2 protein-coding genes are annotated in these 2,151 nt (G+C 71.3%); both read right to left on the reverse strand.

Translation table 11 applies throughout. The features are described 5' to 3' along the window. Positions 1–1,669, reverse strand: a 1,669-nt coding sequence (locus ACSFA8_RS27100) for a molybdopterin-dependent oxidoreductase (protein WP_435482552.1), incomplete at its 3' end; no start/stop codon positions are given. Between the two features lie 52 nt (positions 1,670–1,721). Then, entirely contained in the window at positions 1,722–2,147 is a 426-nt protein-coding gene (nirD, locus tag ACSFA8_RS27105) for a nitrite reductase small subunit NirD (RefSeq protein WP_435482553.1), read from the reverse strand. Positions 2,148–2,151 lie beyond the last annotated feature (4 nt).

Below are 2,151 nucleotides of genomic sequence, written 5' to 3' on the forward strand. Positions count from 1 at the left end.
CCGCCGGACATGGCCACTGCTGGGGCCCGTGCGCATCGAGCATCGCCCAGCTCAAGCCCGTGATGTCCAGGTCGCGCCCGCGCGTGGACTCGCGGTGCTCGTTCCAGATCGCCTCGGCGCCGGCCTCGGCATCCAGCGCGTAGGGGAAGAGGGTGGTGGCCGCGCGCCGGGGTAGCCGCGCCTCCAGGCGCTGCGCGAAGTCGACCACCGCCGACCAGTCGTGGCGCGTCTGGCCGGGCGCCGCCACGGCCGGGCGCACGCGCGAGATGCGCCGCTCGCTGTTGGTCACGGTGCCGGTCTTCTCGCCCCAGGTGGTGGCCGGCAGCAGCAAGTCGGCATAGGCGCAGGTGGCCGTGGTGGCAAACGCCTCCTGCACCACCACGAACTCGCAGCGCTCCAGCGCCCGGCGCACCGCCGCCTGGTCGGGCATCGACTGGGCCGGGTTGGTGCACGAAATCCATAGCGCCTTGATCTGCCCGTCGGCCGCCGCCTCGAACATCTCCACCGCCGTCTTGCCGGGCGCTGCGGGCACCTCCTGCCCCTGGGTGAGGCCCCAGAGCGCGGCGACCTCGGCGCGGTGTGCGGTATTGCCCAGGTCGCGGTGCGCCGACAGCAGGTTGGCCAGGCCCCCGACCTCGCGCCCGCCCATCGCGTTGGGCTGCCCGGTCAGCGAGAAGGGCCCCGCGCCGGGCCGCCCGATCTGCGCGGTGGCCAGGTGCAGGTTGATCAGCGCCGCGTTCTTGGCGGTGCCCGAGGATGACTGGTTCAGCCCCTGGCAGTACAGGCTCAGCGTGGCCGCCGAGGTGGCGAACAGGCGCGCGGCCTCCAGCAGCGCAGCCTGCTCGATGCCGCAGACCTGCGCGACGCGCTCGGGCGTGCAGTCGCGCACCGTGGCCTTGAGCGCCTCGAAGCCGCTGGTGTGCGCGGCAATGTAGTCGGGCCGCGTCCAGCCCTCCCACAGCATCAGGTGCAGCATGCCGTGGAACAGCATCACGTCGGTGCCGGGCTGGATCGCCAGGTGCAGGTCGGCGATCTCGCAGGTGTCGGTGCGCCGCGGGTCGGCCACCACGATCTTCATGGCCGGGTTGGCGCGCCTGGCATCCTCGATGCGGCGAAACAGGATCGGGTGCGCCCAGGCCGTGTTGCTGCCCACGATGAACAGGCACTGGGCATGGTTGAAGTCGTCGTAGCAGGCGGGCGGTGCGTCCGCGCCCAGCGTCTTCTTGTAGCCGGCCACCGCGCTGCTCATGCACAGGCGCGAGTTGGTGTCGATGTTGTTGGTGGCGATCAGGCCCTTGGCCAGCTTGTTGAAGACGTAGTAGTCCTCGGTCAGCAGCTGGCCCGAGACGTAGAAGCCAACCGCATCGCGGCCGTGGTCGCGGATGACCTGGGCGAACTTGTCGGCGGCGCTGTCAAGGGCCTGCGCCCAGCCGACGGCCTGCGGCGCGGCGCCGCGCTGGGCGCGTCGCATCGGCTGCAGCAGGCGCGTTTGCAGTGTGACCTCGGCCGCGGCCGTCAGGTGCAGCGTCGAGCCCTTGGTGCACAGCCGCCCGAAGTTGGCCGGGTGATCCGGGTCGCCGCGCACGCCCGTGATCTGCGCACCCTCGGATTCGATGATCACGCCGCAGCCCACGCCGCAATAGGGGCAGGTGGAGCGCGTCTCCTGCATGGGCAAGGCCTTCATGAGCAAGGCCTTCATGGGCAAGGCTGCATCGGCCACCTCAGGCGCCATGCGGCGCCTGCACGCCAAACGACTCGTCGCCCAGCGCGCCGGCCGTCGCCGCCCCGGGGCCCGCGCGCGGTGCTTCCAGCTCGAGCGCATGCGTGGCGAGTTCGTTCGCGTCCAGCATCACCACGCCAGCCTCGACCTTGCAGGCGAACTTGGGCGTGCAGCCCTCATCGGGCTGCTTGGCGCAGCCGTCCTCCAGCCCGATCGTCCAGTTGTGCAGCGGGCAGGCCACGCTGGTGCCGAACACGATGCCCTGGCTGAGCGGCCCACCCTTGTGCGGGCAGCGGTCCAGCAGCGCGAACACCTCGTCCTGGCTGTTGCGAAACACCGCCACCCCAACGCCCGCAGGCCGGCTCACGCGCCGCGCCCCCAGCACCGGAATGTCCTCGACGCGGCAGATGGTTGTCCAGTCGGTCATGGGT

This window comes from Variovorax nitratireducens (assembly GCF_051216545.1).
Classification (GTDB): domain Bacteria; phylum Pseudomonadota; class Gammaproteobacteria; order Burkholderiales; family Burkholderiaceae_C; genus Variovorax.